Source organism: Mesorhizobium abyssinicae (genome assembly GCF_049887195.1).
GTDB classification, from domain to species: Bacteria; Pseudomonadota; Alphaproteobacteria; order Rhizobiales; family Rhizobiaceae; genus Mesorhizobium; species Mesorhizobium abyssinicae.
This window is the reverse complement of record NZ_JARAKC010000022.1, coordinates 1-19,968: the sequence shown is the minus strand read 5'-3', so window position 1 is coordinate 19,968 and position 19,968 is coordinate 1. Positions and strand designations below refer to the sequence as shown.

The 19,968-nt window shown below is 57.8% G+C and carries 16 protein-coding genes; 9 read left to right on the top strand and 7 right to left on the bottom strand.

Going from position 1 to position 19,968, the window contains the following annotated elements:
• Nucleotides 1-82: 82 nt before the first annotated feature.
• The 7 genes from PU724_RS28375 to PU724_RS28345 all read left to right on the top strand — a co-directional run bounded on the left by PU724_RS28375 (nt 83) and on the right by PU724_RS28345 (nt 8,395).
• The gene (locus PU724_RS28375) at nt 83-1,519 is read left to right on the top strand and encodes an NAD-dependent succinate-semialdehyde dehydrogenase (RefSeq protein WP_354424879.1); all 1,437 of its coding nucleotides are present in this window, start codon (nt 83-85) and stop codon (nt 1,517-1,519) included.
• A gap of 5 nt (nt 1,520-1,524) precedes the next feature.
• Entirely contained in the window at nt 1,525-1,731 is a 207-nt protein-coding gene (locus PU724_RS28370) for a hypothetical protein (protein WP_354424881.1), read from the top strand.
• 420 nt (nt 1,732-2,151) lie between these two features.
• On the top strand, nt 2,152-2,955 hold the full coding sequence (locus PU724_RS28365) for an enoyl-CoA hydratase (RefSeq protein WP_354424883.1): 804 nt from the start codon (nt 2,152-2,154) through the stop codon (nt 2,953-2,955).
• A complete protein-coding gene (locus PU724_RS28360; protein WP_354424885.1) occupies nt 2,952-4,640 on the top strand; it encodes an AMP-binding protein in 1,689 nt (562 codons plus the stop codon). The genes PU724_RS28365 and PU724_RS28360 overlap by 4 nt, the downstream gene beginning before the upstream one ends.
• Nucleotides 4,641-4,642: 2 nt before the next feature.
• A complete protein-coding gene (locus PU724_RS28355; RefSeq protein ID WP_354424887.1) occupies nt 4,643-5,830 on the top strand; it encodes an acyl-CoA dehydrogenase family protein in 1,188 nt (395 codons plus the stop codon).
• A 5-nt stretch (nt 5,831-5,835) separates the two neighbouring features.
• Nucleotides 5,836-6,999, top strand: a complete 1,164-nt coding sequence (locus PU724_RS28350) for an acyl-CoA dehydrogenase family protein (protein ID WP_354424889.1) — start codon at nt 5,836-5,838, stop codon at nt 6,997-6,999.
• Between the two features lie 211 nt (nt 7,000-7,210).
• Nucleotides 7,211-8,395: an acetyl-CoA C-acyltransferase gene (locus PU724_RS28345; protein ID WP_354424891.1), complete on the top strand. Its 1,185-nt coding sequence runs from the start codon at nt 7,211-7,213 to the stop codon at nt 8,393-8,395.
• Nucleotides 8,396-8,766: 371 nt separating this feature from the next.
• Here PU724_RS28345 and PU724_RS28340 read toward each other — a convergent pair whose 3' ends face one another.
• Nucleotides 8,767-10,026: an NAD(P)/FAD-dependent oxidoreductase gene (locus PU724_RS28340; RefSeq protein WP_354424893.1), complete on the bottom strand. Its 1,260-nt coding sequence runs from the start codon at nt 10,024-10,026 to the stop codon at nt 8,767-8,769.
• Between the two features lie 114 nt (nt 10,027-10,140).
• On the opposite strand from PU724_RS28340, the gene PU724_RS28335 reads away from it, so the two are divergent.
• The gene (locus tag PU724_RS28335; RefSeq protein WP_354424895.1) at nt 10,141-11,130 is read left to right on the top strand and encodes a LysR substrate-binding domain-containing protein; all 990 of its coding nucleotides are present in this window, start codon (nt 10,141-10,143) and stop codon (nt 11,128-11,130) included.
• A gap of 180 nt (nt 11,131-11,310) precedes the next feature.
• On the opposite strand, the gene PU724_RS28330 is transcribed toward PU724_RS28335, so the two are convergent.
• From PU724_RS28330 to PU724_RS28305, 6 genes are all read right to left on the bottom strand, one after another.
• Complete coding sequence (locus PU724_RS28330) at nt 11,311-12,285, bottom strand: transketolase family protein (RefSeq protein ID WP_354424897.1); 975 nt, start codon at nt 12,283-12,285, stop codon at nt 11,311-11,313.
• A gap of 2 nt (nt 12,286-12,287) precedes the next feature.
• Complete coding sequence (locus PU724_RS28325; protein WP_426213707.1) at nt 12,288-13,142, bottom strand: transketolase; 855 nt, start codon at nt 13,140-13,142, stop codon at nt 12,288-12,290.
• Between the two features lie 74 nt (nt 13,143-13,216).
• Nucleotides 13,217-14,005, bottom strand: a complete 789-nt coding sequence (locus tag PU724_RS28320) for an ABC transporter permease (RefSeq protein ID WP_354424901.1) — start codon at nt 14,003-14,005, stop codon at nt 13,217-13,219.
• Between the two features lie 2 nt (nt 14,006-14,007).
• Nucleotides 14,008-14,850 carry an ABC transporter permease gene (locus PU724_RS28315; protein WP_354424903.1) on the bottom strand — a complete coding sequence of 281 codons (843 nt, stop codon included), beginning with the start codon at nt 14,848-14,850 and terminating at the stop codon, nt 14,008-14,010.
• Nucleotides 14,851-14,950: 100 nt separating this feature from the next.
• Nucleotides 14,951-16,060, bottom strand: a complete 1,110-nt coding sequence (locus PU724_RS28310) for an ABC transporter substrate-binding protein (protein ID WP_354424904.1) — start codon at nt 16,058-16,060, stop codon at nt 14,951-14,953.
• A 19-nt stretch (nt 16,061-16,079) separates the two neighbouring features.
• Nucleotides 16,080-17,186, bottom strand: coding sequence for an ABC transporter ATP-binding protein (locus PU724_RS28305; protein ID WP_354424906.1), 1,107 nt, complete (start codon nt 17,184-17,186; stop codon nt 16,080-16,082).
• A gap of 1,003 nt (nt 17,187-18,189) precedes the next feature.
• Here PU724_RS28305 and PU724_RS28300 point away from each other — a divergent pair.
• Complete coding sequence (locus tag PU724_RS28300) at nt 18,190-19,620, top strand: NAD-dependent succinate-semialdehyde dehydrogenase (protein WP_426213706.1); 1,431 nt, start codon at nt 18,190-18,192, stop codon at nt 19,618-19,620.
• The last annotated feature ends 348 nt before the right edge of the window (nt 19,621-19,968 follow it).

The window sequence follows — 19,968 nt, the reverse complement described above, 5'->3', positions numbered from 1 at the left end:
CTGGCGTGCCGGCATTGCAATGTGATGCAGCTCAACCCGAACTGTCACCGTACCGGCAAATTACCTTGGACGACGGAAGCTCATGACCGCTTGGCAGAACACTCTTCTTTTCATCGATGGCAGTTGGCGTGCAGGCGCGGCCGGTGAAACCATACCGGTCCTGAACCCTGCCAACGAGCGACAGATCGGAACTGTCGCCAAGGCCACCAATGTCGACTTGGATGAGGCATTGGCCGCGGTCGCTCGCGGCTTTGCAGCGTGGCGTAGGGTCTCCGCCTGGGACCGGGCGGTGATTATGCGTAAGGCGGCATGCCTCCTGCGAGAGCGCGTTGACGAGATCGCCGTGACAATGGTGCACGAGAACGGCAAGCCGTTGGCCCAAGCCGAAGGCGAGACGCTCCTTGGGGCAGACATCATCGACTGGTTTGCTAACGAAGGGCTGCGTGCCTATGGCCAGATCATTCCGCCACGCGCGCCCGACGTGGTCCAGATGACTTTCAAGGTGCCGGTTGGTCCGGTTGCCGCCTTCACGCCTTGGAATTTTCCCATAAACCAGGCGATACGCAAGATCGCCGCCGCGCTGGCTGCAGGTTGCGCTATCATAATCAAGGGTCCAGAGGAGACGCCAGCGTCGGTCGCCGCCCTGGTGGCTTGCTTTGCTGATTCAGGCGTCCCTGCAGGGGTTCTGAACCTGGTTTTCGGCACCCCCAGCGACATCTCACAGTACCTTGTTCCGCACCCGGTGATACGCAAAGTTAGCTTTACGGGCTCGACTGCCGTGGGCAAACACTTGGCCGCTCTGGCGGGTGCGCATATGAAGCGCATCACTATGGAACTGGGGGGGCATGCGCCAGTCATCGTGGCTGCCGACGTGAACCTGGATAGTACAGTACAGCAAATCGCAACACATAAGTTCAGAAACGCGGGCCAGACCTGCGTCTCTCCTACGCGCTTCCTGGTTGAAGGCGCCATGGCTGAGAAGTTCACGTCGAGGTTCGTGGACTTCGCACGCAAGCTAAAGGTCGGCAGCGGCCTCGAACGCGAAACGGACATGGGGCCTTTGGCCAACGAGCGCCGTATCCCAGCACTCGAAGCGCTTATTTCTGATGCGCTGGCGAAAGGAGCAACCCTTGCAACGGGTGGCAAGCGCATCGGCAATGCAGGATGGTTTTTCGAACCTACTGTTCTGATTGATGTGCCCATCGAAACGAGGATCATGAACGAAGAACCTTTTGGCCCCATTGCTGTCATCAACCGATTCGAAACCATCGATGCCGCGATTAGCGAGGCGAACCGACTGTCCTACGGTCTTGCTGCTTACGCCTACACCAACAACCCAAGCATCTCGGCCCGGCTGCGCGCCGAAGTAGAATCCGGCATGATCACAATCAATCATCTCGGATTTGCGCTACCGGAAGTGCCATTCGGGGGCATCAAAGATTCCGGTTTCGGCACCGAAGGCGGCTCAGAAGCGATCGAGGCTTACCTCGAGTCGCGTTTCGTCACGCAAAAAAGCTAGGACGGATGGGCTTCGCCGCGCAAGCAAGCTACCTTGTTCTATTTGCGCCAGAGAACGTGCATGGCTCGATGGATCAATTGATCTGGCATTGGCCACATCGGCAGCGATTCAACATCCCCATTGACCCGACGATGCTGAGGACGCAAGCCATCACGCTGAACGAGATGGTGGTGCGGCTTTCGGGTCGAACAGTTGATGCGGATCAGGCGTAGCGCATTGAGCGCGTGGTCACGCGCCTCGGCTGGACTGCAAATGGGTGCGCACAGGACCGCACCATCTTTGGTACCTAGCTGACTGGCGCGATCACAATCTCGGTGTCGGCTGGGATTTCGCCCACGTCTGCATCGACAATGCGCCCGTGTTGAGGCTACACAACTAGCTCCATCTAGATCCGGCGAAGCTCGCTTTTCATCAATGAAACCGGACGGTCGCAAGATGACACCGGGCCGTAACCACGAGGCTCAGCCAAGCCAGCGTGCCGGACCGCTACTGGATGACCATGACATTCACTGGCCGCGCGACGCGCCCGCTGCCCGAATTCAGGGTTTGGGCTCTCATAACAATCTCACGGCTTGACAATTAAATAAATTCATTTCATCTTCGGCGAACACCTATGAAAGGCTTCCATCGCGATGACGTATGAGTGTATCTCGGTAGAGAAACGAGGTCCCAGCGCATGGATCTTTCATAACCGACCTAATGCGCGCAATGCAGAGAGCCAGTTGCTGCTTGACGAAATGGATCAGGCTCTGATCGAGGCCATCGGGGACGAGGAGGTGCGCGTGATCGTCCTTGCCGGCAAGGGCGACCACTTCTCGGCCGGCCATGACCTCAAGGAGGCTCAGATCAACCGGGCGAATCTCACGGTGGAACAACGTTACGCTTACGAGGAGCAGCGCTACTACGACTATGCCCTGCGCATTTGGGACTGTCCGAAGCCGACAATCGCGTCGGTTCAAGGTGCTTGCGTGGCAGGCGCATTCATAGTTGCAAACATGTGCGACATGATAGTCGCTTCTGACGACGCTTTCTTTGCTGATCCGGTCTGCCACAGCCTTGCGTCAGCAGCGGTGGAAGTCCTGGTGCACCCATGGGTCATGGGCCTGCGCGCCGCCCATGAATTCCTGTTGACTGGCCGCCGTATGCCTGCCGAGGAAGCACTGCGGCTTGGAATGATCAACAGACTTGTTCGACGAGCCGAGCTCGAGACTGCCACAAGCGAGTTGGCCGACAAAGTGGCTGGCGCATATCCCTTTGCTACCAAGCTGGTGAAGCGGTCGCTCAAGCGCACGGCCGACATCCAGGGCTTCCGAAATGCTCTGGACGCCCATTTCGACACCCACCAGCTCTCGCATGTCAGTGACGAGTATCGCAAGATGCGGGAAGGCGGCCTGGCCGCGGGCATCTCCCGAGCTAAGAGCACGACAGGCAGATGATGGCGCAGGTTTCTGTGGGCCGGCCCTTTGCGTGGGAGAAATCCTATCCAACGAAAATCCGTTGGGATCATGAGATCCATACCTGCAGCCTGGGCGAATACATTGTGCGCGCGGCCCATCAATTCGGCGACCGCCCCGCGCTAGACGACGGGAAGACCATCATCTCTTACCGTGAATTAGGCGATAGGGTCCTTAGGGCAGCGGCAGGTTTCCATGCAATGGACGAGCTGAAGAGTGGTCTTGCACTCTTGTTGCCGAACACGCCATGGCACCCGATTTGCTTTTTTGCCGCTGCTTGCGCAGGGCTACGCGTGGTACAGCTCAGCCCGATGGATTCCATTCGCGAGCTCGAGCACAAGCTGCGCGACTCCGGAGGGCGGGTCGTCTTAACGATCGGAACACCGGACTTCATTGGCAAGGCCATGCATTTCCGAACGGCTGGCCTGGTCGATAAGGTTATCGTTGCCAACGCGAACGTGCATGACAACAAGGTGGACGCCCCCTGCCCCGCCGACCTGATAGCCTTGGCAGACCTGATGAATGGCTCACCGCTGTCGGAACCAGTCAAGGTCGATCCGTCCAAGATTGCTGTACTGCAGTACACTGGTGGCACCACTGGCCTGCCCAAGGGCGCCGCTCTCAGCCATCACAATCTTGTCGCCGCTGCCGAAATTTCCGCCTACTGGCAGACGGTACGCAAAGTAACGGCGCCCGGCGGCGAGCGGGCCCTAATTTACCTACCCCTGTTCCACGCATTCGCGTTGACGATGCTCACCCGGCACCTGGGGCGCGGGAACACCATCTACCTGCGCCAGCGTTTCGATGCGGCGGCCGCGCTCGATGAGATGGTCGCAAATAAGATCAATATCTTCCACGGCGTGCCGACGATGTTTATCGGTATGCTCGCCGACGCGCAGCTTGCGTCGCGCGACTTGTCCGCGCTGACATTCGTGACGTCCGGCGGCGCCCCACTACCCGCTCAGGTGGCTCGCGACTTTGAACGCCTCACTGGCCAAGTGATCCATCCTGGCTGGGGTATGTCTGAGACCGGCGCGATCGGCTGCCAGCATATTCCAGGGGGGCCAATCCACCATGGTTCGATCGGTCTACCATTGCCGGGCATCGAGCTGCAGGTGGTCGACCTCGATGAGCGCACCCGCCTTGTGCCTTGCGGCCAGACTGGGGAAATCCGAATGCGCGCGCCCAACCTTTTCCACGCGTATTGGGACCGCGAAGACGAGCGGCGCAACGACTTCGTGGATGACTACTTCTACACTGGTGATGTGGGTTACATCAGCGAACAGGGTTATGTCTTCTTGACCGACCGGAGAAAGGACATGATCCTATCCGGTGGGTTCAACGTCTATCCGCGCCACATCGAGGAAGCGATCTTCGAGCATCCCGATGTTGCAGAATGTATCGTTATAGGCATTCCGGACGAATATCGCGGCCAGGTAGCCAAAGCATTTATAGCTCTGAAACCCGGCGCGACCGGGTTTGACCTTCCAGCGCTGAGTACATTCCTGTCGTCTCGGTTGGGCAGGTATGAATTCCCACAAGCCATCGAATTTCGTGATCGTCTTCCACGCACCAATGTCGGAAAGCTCTCAAAATTGGCTTTGCAGCAAGAGGAGGCGCAGCGTGGGGCATCCGCTAACAGCCGCTCCGCTAGCGTGGAGAAGTGAGTATGGACATTAGCTACAGTCCTGAAGAGATCGCTTTCCGCGAGGAGGTTCGAACTTTCGTCGAGGAGAACCTCCCCGAAGCTACCCGCAAGCATATGTTGGACGGCAAGCATCCGACAGCCGACATGATCCGGCATTGGCAGAAGTGCCTGAATGCAAAGGGCTGGGCGGTACCGCACTGGCCGAAGGAATGGGGCGGCAAAGGCTGGAGTGCCATGCGGCTCTATATCCTGCGGGAAGAGATGGAGAAGGCTCCGGCTCCGAGCCTTCTGGCCTTCAACACTGACATGTGCGGGCCAATCCTGATCGCTTTTGGGAACGAAGAACAGAAGACGCGTTTCCTGCCCCGGATGGCGAATCTCGACGATTGGTGGTGTCAGGGTTTTTCGGAACCGGGCGCGGGCTCGGATCTTGCCAACCTGCGTTGCACGGCGGTGCGCGATGGCGATCGCTACATCGTTAACGGCCAAAAAGCATGGACCACCAAGGCCCAGTACGCCGACTGGATTTTCATGCTTGTGCGCACAGACTCCAAGGCGTCAAAACCGCAGCAAGGAATATCATTTCTCCTGATCGATATGAAATCGCCGGGCGTCACGGTTCGCCCAACGATCACCATCGACAGTTTTCACGAAGTCAATGAAGTCTTCTTCGACGACGTACAGGTGCCGATCGAAAACCTCGTCGGTCAAGAGAACCACGGCTGGGACTGCGCCAAGCTGCTCTTGTCCAACGAGCGCACCGGTCATGCGAAAATCGGCCCCTCAAAGGAGCGTTTGCGTACACTGCGCGAGCGCGCGTGCACGATCGAGAAAGGTGGACGACCCCTGATTGAAGACTACGACTTTCTTGTCCGACTTGTGGATCTTGAGGTGCAGTTGAAAGCGCTTGAGATGACCACAATGCGGGTGCTCGCCGAGGACAAGGTTGACATTACAAAGCGCAAGCCGAACCCCGCATCGTCGGTTCTGAAAATTCGCGGCTCTGAGATACACCAAGCTATCAGTGCGCTCTATGTCGAGGCCGCAGGGCCGCAAGGACTTGCCCTGCCTGTCGAAGCCACTTCGAACTTCGAATCCTGGCTGCTCGAGGCTCATCCTAACTACTACAATATGCGCAAGCTGAGTATCTACGGTGGGTCGAACGAGATTCAGAAAACGATCATTGCCAAGCAATTTCTGGAGCTTTGACCAAAATGAATTTTGAGCTGAGCGAAGAACAGGATTTGCTCAAGAATACGCTGACTCGGCTGCTGGCAGACAGGTATCGTTTTGAGCAGCGCGCTGCCTACAGCCGCGAGAAAAAGGGCTTTTCAAAAGAGATTTGGGCGTCTTTTGCTGAATTGGGGCTTCTCGGGATCAGCTTCTCGGAGCAGCATGGTGGTTTCGGTGGTGGTGCAGTCGAGGCAATGATCGTTGCCGAACGGCTGGGCACGCACTTGGTCGTCGAACCCTGGATTGAAACAGTTATCACAGCCGGTGGTTTCTTGCGTCGGGGGGCCAGCGAGGAACAGCGGCTCGCCCGCATACCGAAGATAATTAGCGGCGGATACCTCATGTCCTTCGCGCAGGCCGAACGCCACTCGCGCTACGACTTGCATGACGTGACCACCACGGCCCAATCGTTGGGCGAAGGCTGGTGTCTGAACGGCGAGAAGGTGATGGTGATCAATGCTGAATCAGCACAGGAGTACATCGTCAGTGCGCGCGTGTCCGGCAACCGGCGCGACCGGGACGGCTTGGCGCTGTTTCTTGTGAGCGCCGATGCGCCCGGGGTGACAGTCGCTCCGTTTGGTCGAACGGATGGTCGATGTGCCGCAAACGTGCGATTTGAGAATGTTGCCCTTTTGGCCACCGACGTACTCGGCGAGCCCGGTCAAGCGATCCGCCTCATCGAAACAGTGGTGGACGAGACGATCGCGGCGCAGTCCGCGGAAGCACTCGGTTCAATGCAGGCAGCCCTGGACATGACAGTGAAATACCTCAAAACGCGTAGTCAGTTCGGGCGCCCGATCGGCGAGTTCCAAGTGCTGCAGCATCGCGCTTCGGAGATGGTTGTCGCAGTCGAGCAGACACGCTCGATGGTATTTCATGCGGCGATCATGGCCGAGGCTGAAAACGAGAGCGCCCGGCGGCGCGCGATCAGCGCTACCAAGGTCGAGGTTTGTCGCAACAGCCTCTTCGTCGCCGAGCAGGCGATTCAGATGCACGGTGGCATCGGTATGACGATGGAGTATGCCGTGGGCCACCACCTTAAGCATCTCAAGGCGCTTGAGGCGACATATGGCGATGGGAACCATCACTTGCGCGCCCTCATCACGCTCAATGGTCCGCTCGCCGACGGCGGTGCACTAGCCTGACATGATCGAACCGTGAGCCCACTCGCCTGCCAGGCGAATTTCGTACACCCCCTGAAGCGATGTTCTTGCATGGCGCCCTGCGCGTTTTCCGTGACCGCTCCATTCCTGGCCGAAGTCGCTGGCGCCCGGCTGCACTGAACTCGGTCTCATGCCATAAGCTGGCAAAGGCGGTCGGCCGTTGCCTGATCGATCGCGGGAGAAAGGTCATTAGATGGACGAAGCAGTTGTCGTAGCCACCGCGCGCACCCCGATCGGCAGGGCCGGCCGCGGAGCCTTCAATAACACAGCCGGTGTAGACCTCGTGCATCCTCTGATCCGCGAAGTCTTGCGTCGGGGGAATACTGCCGCCGACGAGATCGAAGAGATCGTTATGGGTTGCGGGTACCCCGAGGGCGCCACGGGCGGCAATATTGCCCGGGCCTCCGCCCTGCGTGCAGGCCTGTCGGTCTGCACGGCCGGCACCGTTGTCAGTCGATTCTGCGCCTCGGGCCTGGAGTCGATCGCAGCCGCTGCGTGGCGAATTGGCTTCGACAAAGTCCCTGTGGCCATCGCGGGCGGGGTGGAATCTATTAGTCTCGTGAGTTCCACGGCCAACCGAAACCGGCTGCGCAACAAGTGGCTCGAGGACCATAAACCCGAACTTTACCACAGTATGGTCGAGACTGCCGACATTGTGGCCGAACGCTATAGCATCGGCCGGGACCAACAGGACGAATTCGCTCTGGAGAGCCAAAGACGCACCTTCGCGGCGCAACAGGCCGGGAAGTTCGCAGATGAGATAGTAGCTATTGACGCTGAAAAGCTAGTGGCAGATCAAAAGACCGGCACCGCTCATCATGAGCGCGTGCGTGTCGCGCTTGACGAGGGCAACCGCCCCGACACCACAGCTGAAGGGTTAGCCAAGCTAAAGCCCGTGCGGGAAGGGCATTTCGTTACGGCAGGCAATGCGAGCCAGCTATCCGACGGCGCGTCTGTGAACCTCCTCATGCGGGCGCGTGAAGCTCGGCGGCGGAATGTCGAACCGATCGGGATCTTCAGAGGCTTTGCGTCCGCGGGCTGCGAGCCAGATGAAATGGGCATCGGTCCCGTTTTCGCGGTCCCGCGGTTATTGAGGCGACACGGGCTCAGCATCAATGACATCGACCTTTGGGAACTTAATGAGGCTTTTGCAAGTCAAGCCGTCTATTGCATCACCCGCCTCGGGCTGGACACGTCCAAGGTCAACGTCAATGGCGGCGCGATCTCGATCGGCCATCCATATGGCATGAGCGGCTCGCGTATGGTCGGGCACGCTCTGCTTGAGGGACGGCGCCGAAAAGCGAAATATGCCGTCGTCACCATGTGCGTGGCAGGCGGTATGGGTTGCGCGGGTCTCCTTGAAATCTGCGGCACATAAACCGGCGCGACAGGAGACCCTGTCAAGATTGTTTCCAAGCTAAGATTGTTCTAAGCCAAATGTCCGTTCGTCGCGATGGATGACATGAAAGCAACGACCCGGGAGCCTACTGTCCACACTTCAACTTATCATCAGTCATGGTCCTTTCGGATTGCGAAAACAATCCTGGCATAGGCCAGACAAACTCTTGGCCGGAGAAAACATTTGATAAACCTTATAATATCCTCCCGAGATAGCTCCGCCGTGGCTTCATAAACGCCCATGCGACAAAGGATAATAGGACGCTTCTCTCGAACCTGGATATCACCTAGCTCCATGTCTAATCGCAGGGACGGCGCTTTTATTTTCATTCTGCCTTCTCCATCAGAATGTCAGGCGCGAGCCATGTACTGTCGAATGCGTTCAGCTGCGGGTTCAGCATAGTTCTTTCCCAGTACAAGGCCTTTGACCATGCGACCGGTCATACTGGCATTCAACAGGCCGTCGCCATTGTAGCCGATCGATGAAACAACGTTTGGGTGCCCGGGCAATTGTCCGATAATGGGCATGAAGTTATCGGTCATATCCGTGGGACCGGCCCAGGCTGCATCGATTTTGACGCCGGCGAGCATCGGGAACCGGCGCTGCATTTCTTCATAGATCCGCTGGTATTCGACCTGGTCGCGATCAGCGTCAATGTCCACGGTTGAAGGGGTAAAAAGCCCGCGCGATGGTGGCCCCCCTCCCATCAACAAACGGTTCTGATATACCCGCGCATAGTAGAAAGTGAGGCCTGCGTCTTCGACGAACTTGTACTCTCGGAATCCCAAAGACTCGAATGTCTGTTGGTCCAAAACCTCGGTCGCCAAAACATGAGTGTGGCGCGGGAAAATGAGCGCTTCGAATGGTTTAAGATGCTTGGTGTAGGCGTTGGTCGCGAGCACGGCCTTCCGGGCTGTGACCACCCCGCCTCTGACGGTTGCAATCCTCACGATCGCCCCGTCGTCGGAGATATCAGTGACGTGGGTACTTTCATGGATTGGGACACCCATCGAGCGCAATTGCTCGCCGAAACCCCGCGCCAATTTGAATGGCTGCGCGGCACGCCACTCAGTCCGCGCGATGCCGCCATAGACCTCGTACGGCAAGGCCATAGCCTGCTTCAACTCGTGACGGCTCAGAAGTTTGTGAGGCGTTCCTCGAGCGGTCAAAACCTCTGATTCGCGCAGTTGGGCCTCCCGCGCCTCTTGATCGACGGCGCACATAAGAAGGGGCTCGGCACGATACTCGCACTCGATCCCACCCTCAGCAATCCGGCGCTCCAACTCGTTTCGGGCGTCCAGATACCACGCCTGGGCAAAGCTCTCTTCCACTTTGTCCAAGTTGCTCAAAAAGACCGTTCGAAGTTCTCGCAACCCGGGGACCACGGCACCAAAATTGCGGCCGCTGGGCCCAAATCCTACATGCTCCTTCTCAAGCACGACTATACTTACGTCCGGCTTTGCCCTCTTCATGTAGTATGCGGCAGACATCCCGGCAAAACCGCCGCCGACCACGGCGACATCGACAGTGATGTCACGTGCGCCCAACGGATCCCGGGGCTGCAAATTAGTCGGCGCCCAGAAACTCGTCTTATAAGGGAATTGTTCCAATTTCTGCTCCCACAACCGTCTCAGGGGCGAGGGTATTTGATGGTTTCGCTCACTGGGAGATGATAAAGGATTTCCGTTTGGTGATCATTTATCACCACTAGTCGGGAGCAGAGCATGCCGGCGTCAAAAGCCAAACTCGAACCTAGTTTGATCAAAGCCTCACCCGCTGCGCACATCTCTCTGCCGCCACGCAAAGGCTTGCCCCATATGTCGTTGCTCCGCGCATTCGACGCCGTTGCGCGGCTTGGCGGAATCCGCCGAGCGGCCGAGGCACTGTCGCTCGATCACGCCGGTGTAAGCCGGAATGTGCGCGCTCTGGAGGCCTGGACAGGCACGACACTCATCAAAAAGACCGGCAAAGGGGTCGTCCTTACCGACGTCGGGCTCCGCTTTCATATTCAGTTGGCTTCGGCGCTTGATGCCATCGCGGATGCAACGACGAGCGCCTCCGTCGTCGCTACAGACAACCGCCTGAGAATCTGGTGCTCACCCGGCTTTGCCGTGCAATGGCTGTCCCCACGTTTCGGTGGCTTCCGCGCCACTTATTCCCATTTAGACGCGGTTCTAAGGCCATCGGATTTCTCTCCCGATTTTGGGGCCGACGAGGCAGACATCGACGTTCGATATTTTCCCGTGGCCTCGGTAGTGCGACCACGCAACACGAGGCTTATTGAGTTATGCGCGCCGGCCCAGTTTCCAGTTGCTAGCCCAGACTATCTGGAACAGCACCAGAAGATCCGAGGCGCGAGGGATTTGCTGCACCATGTACTGTTGCACGAAGCTGATATCGGCGACTGGCAATCCTGGTTCGTCGCCAATGGAGTTGCCGATCATCAGCGCATCTCGGGCCCGAAGCTGTGGCATGCGACCCTGACCATGGAGGCGGCACGACAGGGCCAGGGCATCGCATTGGCTACACGATTTATGGCAGGCGACGAAATCGCTAGGGGACGTCTGGTCGAGGTGATCGCAGACGAACATCCTCTGGTCAGGCCGGTACAGGGTCCCTATGTACTGATTACACGCGCGGAGAGGTGGAATTCCCGCAGTGTTGCGCAGTTCAGGAGTTGGCTGGTCAAACTGATTGACGAAGACGCCTACTGACATCGGCTGCGAACGGACCGTCAGGAAGACGCAGCTAGGTTTGAAGTGACGGACGCAATGATATTGCAAGATCTGGTTCGACCTGCTCAAGATAGGATCTTGGCCGTAGAGCGGGGACCTGCTCAGGCCCCTCGCCAAAATTCGGTTTCAGGTATCTTGCCGGTTGCAGCCGAACCAATCTCAGCCGATGATCCCGCTCACGACATCGGCAATGCCTGCCTCATCAAGTCGATAATGCGCGTAAAGGTGAGTGGGCGGAGCAATCAGAGCGTACTCGTCATGGATACCATGCCTGACTAGACGCGCGGGAGATCCCTCTTCGGCGAGCACCTCGGCAACGGCAGCGCCGAGACCGCCCAGAATGTTGTGTTCTTCAATGGTTAGGATTACCGGCGAGCGAGCCGCAGCCTCAAGAATGGCCTCGCGGTCGACAGGCTTTACTGTTGCAAAATCAAGAAGACCGATAGAGCGGCCTTGGGCATTGAGTGCTGCGACCACCTGAGCAGCAGGATACACCGGCATACCGCAGGCGATAACCGTCAGCTCCTCGCCCTTGCAATGCTCGACCGCCTTGCCAAAGACGAAGGGTGTCATCGGATCGTAAAGATCTGGCTCGCGGCCGCGACCAGTACGGAAATAGATCGGCCGGTCATGCTGCGCTGACGCCTTCAGGGCGGCATAGAACTGGGGGCCGTCAGCGGGTGACACAATCGTCAAATCCGCGATTGAGCGCATCGTTCCTATATCCTCAGTGGCGTGATGCGAAGTGCCATAGAAACCCATGCTGATTCCCGTGTGATGACCTATCATGCGCACCGGCTGCGCGCAGTAGGCGACGTCCATGCGGATCTGCTCGCAGGCCAGAAGGCCTATAAAGGATGCAAATGTGGCAATGAATGGCATCATGCCCGCCGCTGCAAGACCGGCGGCCGCCGAAACCATGTTCTGCTCGCTGATGCCAAACTGGATGAAACGCTCGGGATAGCGGGCTGCGTATGGCGCGAGACCGTTGGAATAGCTGAGATCAGCCGACCCGGCAACGACTGGATGGCCGTCCTCGGTCAGTTCAATGAGGGCTTTGGAAAGATGCACTAGGCCCGGCGTTTTGGCGATTACATCGCGATATTGCCAGGAGGCCGAAGAGAGAAGGGTCATTGTCAGATTACCTGCGACAGAATTTCTTGACGAGCGGCTTCAGCGTCCTCGGGCGCGAGATAGCCCAGGTGCCAACCAGGTTCGCTTTCCATGTATGAAACGCCCTTACCCTTTCTTGTGCTCGCGATGATGCAACAAGGCTTGGTCCGTTCGTTGTCGGCTTTGATTTCACGCAGCAAGGTGGTGAGTTCAACAACATTGTGGCCATCGACCTTATGGACCTCCCAGCCGAAGGCGCGCCATTTGTCGTCCAGGGGCTCGACCCCCATCGTTTCGTCAACCGAACCATCGAGCTGGTAGCCATTACGATCAACGATCGCGACAAGCTTGGAGGTTTTGTGGTGACCGGCCGCCGTTGCGGCTTCCCAGACCTGTCCCTCCTGCATTTCGCCGTCACCTAGCAGCACGAAGGTGGTGAAGTCGCGGCCTTGGATGCGACCAGCCATTGCCATACCGAACCCGTTGGACAGAGCGTGTCCTATGGAACCGGACGAAAAGTCTATACCTGGCACTTTGCGCATGTCGGGGTGGTCGCCGAGCGGGCTTCCTAGACGGGTGTAGTTGTCAAGAGCGGACTTCTCAAGCCAGCCTTTATCCGCCAGTATCGGAAAAAGGCCGACAGCGGCGTGACCCTTGCCCATCAAAAATCGGTCCCGATCGGACCATTTCGGATCATCTGAGACCTTCATCACGTCGTAATAAAGAACCGAAAAGATTTCCGCTGCCGAGAATACCGAGCTGTAGTGTCCGACTTTAGCAATCTCAATGAGCCGGATCGTCTCCAATCTTACGAATTGTGCCTTTTTTCGTATCAGTTCTACCTCACGGTCGGTTGGCATCAAGGCGTTGCGAAGCATACCCATTTGATTGTCCCTCTTACTCCCAGCGTTCGCGCCACTAAAACCTGGTGGCGGCCGATCCGCCGTCTGGTTCATTGATGAATAGGATGGCTCTCGATCAAGAACCGCACAAGCATTCCAAGACCGGTTAATACTATAAGCACGACAGAGATTGCAGCAATTGATGGGTCAATATTGTCGCGAAGCCCTTGCCAGATCAGTATGGGCAGAGTCCGAATATTGGTCGAAGTCACAAAGATTGTAAGTGTGATCTCTTCCCATGACATGATAAACGACAAGAACGCAGCCGCCACAATGCCGAAGCGGATGTTGGGCAGTATTACCCAGAACGTGGTCTGCCAGATTGACGCCCCCATTCCCCGGGCGGCCATTTCGAGCTGACGACTGATCTGGGACAACGAAACCAGCAGGACGACCACGGCATAAGGTACCGCGACAATCGCATGTGCAATGACAACGCCGAGCATTGTGTCGTAGAGATTTGTGTTGATCGTAAATAAATAGACGGCGACCGAGGACACCACCGGCGGGACCGCCATCGGAGCGAGAACAATACCTATCAGTCCACGCACCCAGCGAGATTCGCTGTACCACGCGCCGAGGCTGAACAAGGTCGCCAGCACTGTCACGATACCGGCGCTTAGCACGCCAACGATAAGACTTGTCCAAACTCCCTGTCGCCAGCCGGCACTCTCAAAAATCTGGTGATAGTGTATCAGCGACCAGTCCCCATTCGGCATCGACAGCCGATGGCCGCCGGTGAACGACACCGGGACAACAGCGATCAGGGGGAAGAGCATGAAGGTGATCGCCACATAGACTGCGACGGTCGAGGCCCGACTGTAATTGGAGCTCTTCATCGCTAGGCCACCAGCCGTTCAATGCGCGTGATTTTCATTAACAGCCAAACCATCAAGCCAACGAACGTAAGCAGGAAAACCGACAGAGCGGACGCAACACCCCAGTTCGGCGTCACCAGAATCTGCGTATAGACATATTCAGCGATCAGCACGACGCGCCCGCCACCGAGCAGGGTGGGCGTGATGAAGAAGCCAAGCGTGAATACGAAAACCACGAAGCAGGCACCAACGAGACCAGGCATGGAGAGCGGCAGAAAGACATGGAAAAACCGCCGCACCGGCCCAGCTCCCAAGCCACGCGCGGCAAGAAGGATGCGCGTGTCGATCTGTCTCATGACGGCGGAGATCGGGAACACCGCGAAAGGCACCATGAAGTGCGCCATACCAACGATCACCCCAAACTCGTTTCGCACTAGGCGAACCTCTCCGATACCGAGCCATTGCAAGATGTCGTTGAGGTGGAACACCTCATTCAACACCCCACGCGGCTGAAGGATCATTAGCCAGCCGAAGGTCCTGACGAGGATGGAGATCCAAAATGGAAACAGGATCGCCACCTCGACGATCTTGCGTCTGACAGGCGGGCCAAACACCCAGTGATATGCAAGCAGATAGGCAATCAATACAGAAGCAATGGTCGCAATCGAACAAACCCTGATCGTACGAAAGACGACGCTGTGGATATAGTCATCGTTCGTGAGTTGTATATAACTTTGCAAACCGCGTTCCGGGAGCGTTACGCTCCATGCCAATTCCCCAAACAGCGGCAAGATGTAGGCGATCAGAATCGCGAAAGAGAGCGGTCCTATGAAGGCTAGCCATATCGTGCTCTTTCTTGAGTTCAAAACCAACGCTCACCTCTGAAGATGGTTTCTGCCTGGGGTCGGCCGGGCAGATGCGGCGTAGGGTTGGTTTCGGGGGCACCCTACGCCGGCCTGACTACGATCAGCTCGCGATTGTCGATTGGAATTGCTCGAGGACGCTGGCATAGTTTTGAGCGTACCAATCGATATCCAATGCATGCATTGTCGCAAAGATCTCCGGATCTGTGACGTTGTAGTGCCTCAACTCCGCTGGAATCAGTTTGGCAGCGGCCGGATTGGCCGGCGCGGCGTAGATGGCTTTGAAGAACTCCACCTGTGCCTTAGGGTCCTGAGCTGCGGCGATGAACTTCATACCCGCCTCGGCACCGGCTGGATTGTTTTCCATCACAACCCAGCTGTCGTGCATGACGAAGCCGCCGGGGAAGTAGATCTCAAAATCCGGGTCGTCGCGCGCGACGAGCGCGGCACGCGACGACCATAGAATGCCCATCGAGGCTTCGTGGTCTAGCATGATCTGCTGGCTTTCCGCGCCGCTCGAATAAACTGCGGACACGTCCGGCATCAATTCCTTTACCTTGGCCAGCGCGCGCTTGGTGTCGATCGGATAAATGTCTTTGTAGGCGGCACCCTGAGCCATCAGAGCGGCTTCAAGTACACCGTGCATCCACTTCGAGAAGGTGCGCTTGCCCGGGTACTTTTTCACGTCCCAAAAATCCGCCCAGGTACGTGGAGGATTGTCGCCGTATTTTGTCTTGTCGTAGATTAGAACGTGGCCGACCGAGAAAGCTGTCACTTGGTATTTGGTTGCTTCCCCTTCCCGTAGATTGTCTTTGCTGACGATGTTGTAGTCGACTGGACGAATGTAGCCCTTCTCACCAAGGCTCTTGGCAATAAACGGATCGGTGTCGACCACATCCCAGTTGACTTTGCCACTCTCAGCCTGAACTCTGATCGTACCCTCCGACGGGCCCGAGGTATCATCCTTGACGGCGATGCCGGTTGCTGCTGTGAATGGTGCTGCAAAGAACTTGTCCATTGCCTGAGCGCCTTCGCCCCCGTAGTTGGCGAGGACCAAGGTGCGCTCAGCCGCCTTAGCCAAGCCAGCACGCAACGTCATTGTCGAGGCCCCCAGCAGCGCCAGCGCTTTAAGCATCGACCGGCGATCGATCTCACCCCTTTGGAATCTCTGCTGAAGGAGTTCAGAGAAATCTTTTCTAATAATGTCGCTCATCGTCTTCTCCCTGCTGACGTTATTGACACGATACTCGACTCGATGTTGTCCTCGCTTTGGGCAGGACAATCGAGTTTTCTGCGGCCCATGACAACCAGACGATCTCGCCCCAGCTGCCAGGATCCCGGTTCCAAGTGATGGACGGCATTACGATTCGGACATGACAGTCGTCCGGCCCGGCGACACTCACAGCGCTCAGCACAATCTGAGAGCCACGATAGGACCATCCAAGAATCCTGACGCGAATGCCATTGCATCCCGCTTCCGGTTCAGACGTCCTTACGAAAACATTCTCCGGTCGCACACCGTGCAGCAATTCCCCACCGAAGCTGGCAGACGGTGCCCGTAGCACCCGCTCGCCAAAATTGCCGACGATCCAATCACCAGACCGCTCGGCATCCCTGATGGGGAAGAGGTTGAAGTGGCCAAGGAATTCCGCCACGAAGCGCGATGAGGGCCGTGTGTAAACTTCGTGGGGCTTACCAACCTGCAGAATCTCGCCATTGTTGAAGATGGCGATCCGAGTCGACATCGCCAACGCTTCAGACTGATCGTGCGTTACAAAAATGAAGGTGGTTTTGAATTCTTCGTGCACCTTCTTCAGCTCGACCTGCAGCTGCTCGCGCATACTAAGGTCCAGGGCCGACAGTGGTTCATCCAGCAGCAATATTTCAGGGGAGAAGGAGAGCGCCCGCGCCAATGCGACCCGCTGCTGCTGACCGCCACTCAACTGACGCGGATACTTGTGAGAATGGCCGGCCAGGTCGATGCGATCGAGAAGTTCGGAAACGCGCGCCTTTCTCCTGTCCGGGGACCACTTCCGGACCCGAAGCGGAAATCCAATATTGTCAGACACGGTCATGTTCGGGAACAGCGCGTAGCCCTGAAAAACCATGCCGAAGTTTCGGTTCTCCGGAGGACGACAGGTAATATCATTATCGCCTAGGAGCAGCTTGCCTGAGGTCGGCTCGGTGAAACCGGCCACGATGTTCAGGAAGGTCGTCTTGCCCGATCCTGAGGGGCCGAGAAGGGTCAGAAATTCCCCAGCCTCAACGCCGATGTTCACGTCGTTCAGAGCGACGAAGTTGCCGTAGCGACGAACAAGGCCCTGCGCAATCAACTGCATGCCACACCGCCGAACGGATCACACATCCCAATTTGGCCGTACCGATTGAGGAGCGCGCCTGGATAGGAGGAGTTGTCTGCGCAGGCGTCATGCCTTCGTGCCGTGTCTCCGCGCATCCAATTTGTTCTCCGTCAAAGCGACAGGTAGTCAGTACGAGGAAAATGAATTAATGTCAATTCATTTAGAAACAGTGGGAGATCTGCCCGAGCACACAGAGCCGCGCTCACCATGCCCTGAGCGAACTCTCAGTGCAGGAATCGGGTGGTTTAATGAGAGGTAAGGCTTGGCCATCTTCCATATTGGGGCATTGCCGCCGTCGGCATCTGAGTGAAAGGTTACGAGAGCCCGATCTGAATCCCAGCCGGATTCTGCAGACCGCTCAGTTGCAGGAGAAAGCTATCGCCCGACGACGACGTGAGAGCGAACGCTTGGCGATGCTGGAACAGTTCATCGACGAAAGAGCGCGCGCTGCCGACCTGACTGGATCGACCCCCTCCTATGCTGCCAACATGTGCACTGAACAGATTAAGATGACCAGCCTGCTGGCCGCCAACTTCAGGACACATTTATGTTCGGCAGGCGGGATGGCTTGCATTCCACTGTGCAGTCCCGAACTGTCTGTCGATATCCGGAATTAAGCGGAGCTGTGGAGGTCGTATGCGCGCTCGTGGCCTTGAGCACAACGCTCGCGTCCTTCATAAGACCGCAGGCGCGCTGACAATAGCCGATCAGCGTCAGGTTATCGCGGGCCGCTCACCGTGAACGGTCGACCAGATGCCGAGCGATTTTAGGCAAAGACGTGGTCGAAGGTCGTTTGGTCGCAGCTCGAACCCGCGCGCATGGTGGTTGCTGCGGACTGGCTTCGGAGGCTCTATGTGCAAGCTGCTCAGCTTGACTTAAAGGTCTTCCGCTCTGTGGGCCTTGGCCCTCTCGTTCTGCAAGTCTTCGGAGGGTGCTGTTGTCCCTGTATCGTTCGCTAACTCATCGCCTGAAACGCCCGGATCTGTTCGGCGCCATCGACCGCGTGCCAGCGCTCGGAGCGCCAACGGGCACCATCGAGTTCCAGGTATTCAACCCATCGACCGGCGAGTTGCTAGCTGATTTGCCTGACATGGGCGTTGAAGAAACGCAGGCCGCAATCGAAAAGGCTTATGTCGCGCAGGGCCAGTGGGCAGCTCTTACGGCGCGCGAGCGCAGTGACACCCTGTGGCGCTGGCACGAGCTGATCGTCAACCATACCGACGATCTCGCAGCCATCCTCACCGCCGAGATGGGCAAGCCGCTTGCTGAATCCAGGTCCGAGGTCCTGCATGCCGCCGCCTACCTGCAATGGTATGCAGAGGAGGCGAACCGGATTTACGGCGAGACGATCTCGGCGCCGTCGACGGACCGCCGAATGTTCGTGATCAAGCAGCCGATCGGCGTTGTTGGAACGATAACGCCCTGGAATTTTCCGGCTTCGATGGTGGCGCGCAAGATTTCGCCGGCACTGGCGGCGGGCTGCACGATCGTGCTGAAGCCGGCCGAGCAGACGCCGCTCGTTGCCGGAGCGATGTTCGCGCTCGCCGCGCAGGCGGGCTTCCCCGAGGGAGTCGTGAACCTCATCTATGCTTCCGAAGGGGAAGCGGTGGGGCGCGAACTCTGCTGCAACCCGAAAGTCCGCAAGATCAGCTTCACCGGTTCAACCGAGGTGGGACGGCTGTTGATGCGCCAGTGCTCGGACCAAATCAAGAAAGTCAGCCTCGAACTCGGCGGCAATGCGCCCTTCATCGTCTTCGACGATGCCGATGTCGATGCCGCCGTCGATGGCGCGATCCAGGCGAAGTTCCGCAATGCGGGCCAGACCTGCGTTTCCGCTAACCGCCTCTATGTCCAGTCGGCCGTGCATGACGCGTTCGTCGACAAGTTCGTGGAACGGGTTCGTCAGCTTTCGGTGGGCGACGGCTTCGGGGAAGGCGTTTCGATCGGGCCGCTGATCGACAAGCATGCCCTTACCAAAATCGAGGCGCATGTCGCCGACGCCGTGGCGAAGGGCAGCGCCATTCGATGCGGAGGGGAGCGGATCGGTTCCCACGGCACGTTCTTCGAGCCCACGGTGCTGACCGGTATCTCCAGCGACATGGAGGTAGCCCGAGAGGAGACTTTCGGGCCTCTCGCGCCGATCATCCGCTTCGAAGATCCAGACCAGGTGGTGCGCGCGGCCAACGACACGATCTATGGCCTCGCCGCATATTTCTTCGCCTCCAACCTGCAACGCGTCTGGCGTGTGGCCGAAGCGCTGGAATACGGCATGATCGGCATCAATACCGGGCGAATGTCGTCTGAGGCAGCCCCTTTCGGCGGAGTGAAACAGTCCGGGATTGGGCGGGAGGGGTCGCGCCACGGGCTCGAGGATTATCTGGAGATGAAGTATCTGTGCATGGGCGGCATCTGACCCTCGCTTCAAGACCCGAGCCGTCTGAACCTTCCCTACTACGGTCCCTTTCCCACCGAGAACTTTATCAATTCCGGCGTTAGCCGCGCCGCGTATGCGGCCAAAGCAAAGGAGTGCGTACAAAGCGCAGACGATGAAATGTCCGCCGCACGGACATTGTCATTTCATCGTCGAGCCGGTTCGTGACGCCGAGACCGGTTCAACAGGGCGCCTAAGGAGCGTCAGCATAGATGGGCTAATCGGCTTCGTGCCCCATCTCGTCCGTCCGGAAAGAAGGTGTTGCGCCACCGCTGATGATAAAACGCAGTCTGTCGGAACCCGACCCAACCATCACGCAGAGGAGCGCAG

Excerpts from the sequence above, each read along its gene's own strand:
- PU724_RS28335 (WP_354424895.1), top strand. The coding sequence starts at position 10,141 with ATGCCGGCGTCAAAAGCCAAACTCGAACCTAGTTTGATCAAAGCCTCA.
- PU724_RS28330 (WP_354424897.1), bottom strand. The coding sequence starts at position 12,285 with ATGACCCTTCTCTCTTCGGCCTCCTGGCAATATCGCGATGTAATCGCC.
- PU724_RS28370 (WP_354424881.1), top strand. The coding sequence starts at position 1,525 with ATGGGCTTCGCCGCGCAAGCAAGCTACCTTGTTCTATTTGCGCCAGAG.
- PU724_RS28360 (WP_354424885.1), top strand. The coding sequence starts at position 2,952 with ATGATGGCGCAGGTTTCTGTGGGCCGGCCCTTTGCGTGGGAGAAATCC.
- PU724_RS28310 (WP_354424904.1), bottom strand. The coding sequence starts at position 16,060 with ATGAGCGACATTATTAGAAAAGATTTCTCTGAACTCCTTCAGCAGAGA.
- PU724_RS28355 (WP_354424887.1), top strand. The coding sequence starts at position 4,643 with ATGGACATTAGCTACAGTCCTGAAGAGATCGCTTTCCGCGAGGAGGTT.
- PU724_RS28320 (WP_354424901.1), bottom strand. The coding sequence starts at position 14,005 with ATGAAGAGCTCCAATTACAGTCGGGCCTCGACCGTCGCAGTCTATGTG.
- PU724_RS28365 (WP_354424883.1), top strand. The coding sequence starts at position 2,152 with ATGACGTATGAGTGTATCTCGGTAGAGAAACGAGGTCCCAGCGCATGG.
- PU724_RS28350 (WP_354424889.1), top strand. The coding sequence starts at position 5,836 with ATGAATTTTGAGCTGAGCGAAGAACAGGATTTGCTCAAGAATACGCTG.
- PU724_RS28305 (WP_354424906.1), bottom strand. The coding sequence starts at position 17,186 with ATGCAGTTGATTGCGCAGGGCCTTGTTCGTCGCTACGGCAACTTCGTC.
- PU724_RS28375 (WP_354424879.1), top strand. The coding sequence starts at position 83 with ATGACCGCTTGGCAGAACACTCTTCTTTTCATCGATGGCAGTTGGCGT.
- PU724_RS28325 (WP_426213707.1), bottom strand. The coding sequence starts at position 13,142 with ATGCTTCGCAACGCCTTGATGCCAACCGACCGTGAGGTAGAACTGATA.
- PU724_RS28345 (WP_354424891.1), top strand. The coding sequence starts at position 7,211 with ATGGACGAAGCAGTTGTCGTAGCCACCGCGCGCACCCCGATCGGCAGG.